The 864-nt window shown below is 55.7% G+C and carries 1 protein-coding gene and 1 pseudogene; both read right to left on the bottom strand.

Annotation, left to right across the window (positions count from 1 at the left end; translation table 11 throughout):
* On the bottom strand, positions 1-133 hold a 133-nt coding region (locus AC1DIO_RS35320; RefSeq protein ID WP_476854817.1), incomplete at its 3' end, for a cold-shock protein.
* 538 nt (positions 134-671) lie between these two features.
* Positions 672-864: pseudogene (locus AC1DIO_RS35315) on the bottom strand (IS5/IS1182 family transposase); the annotation flags it as partial.

Here is an 864-nt window from a genome sequence, read left to right as displayed (position 1 = left end):
CTTCCTGCAAATCGCGCATTCCAGCGCGCTCGACGGCGGAGATGTGAACGAACACATCCTGGCTGCCGTCGTCAGGCTGAATGAAGCCAAAACCCTTGGTGGAATTGAACCATTTCACTGTGCCGGTGGTCATGAGAAACCCTCCTTTTGGCAAGACCTGTCGTTCGCCGAACGAATGTTCGGCGAGTTCAGAACGATTTCGAAAGGGGGAGTTCATCAGAGCCGCGCCGAAGCGCGAAAATAACAAGKACCGTCCAAGCAAATATCGACAAAAACCAATCTACACGTCGACACAGCCAATGTCAATGTTCGATTTAAGGCATCGAATAATACATGCAGTGCAAGGCAAAAGACTTACAAAATCAGGGAATATCTTTCGCTTTCGTCCTTTTTGAACTGCTAGGCCTACAGAGCGCAAAATTCGAAGGACCACACACAACCAGTAGGAGACGCGCCCCAAGGCACGAATGTCCGGTTCTGGGCAGACAGCCAACTTCGGCTCTCCACCGAGGCCGTGTGCAAACGCGCTATTGGGATGCCTGAGGTGTGCGCCGCGTCGTCTGCGGGTGAAGTTGGACGAGAGTCGCGGCGACCCGTTCAGGTCCGCATCGCCAGAATGAGCGGCCCAGCGCCAAGGATGGCGATCACTCTCTTCAGATTGTAGGCCAGGACAGGGCGGCGATCTTGTCTTTTAACCGCACCGTCTTGGCCTGGGCCAGTTCGCCATCATGTCGATCGGCCGTCTCCAGCGCCGACATGTAACGCTCGATGCTGGCCTCCACCTGCTCCATCCGACGCTGGATCGAGGCGCGCGTAAAGTTCTTGTCGCGCGTGTTCACCGCCTTGAACTTGCTGCCGTCGATG

The sequence above is a fragment of the Allobosea sp. 05T439 genome (assembly GCF_056396005.1).
The sequence above is the reverse complement of the archived record's forward strand: the minus strand, read 5'-3'. Positions and strand labels throughout refer to the sequence as shown.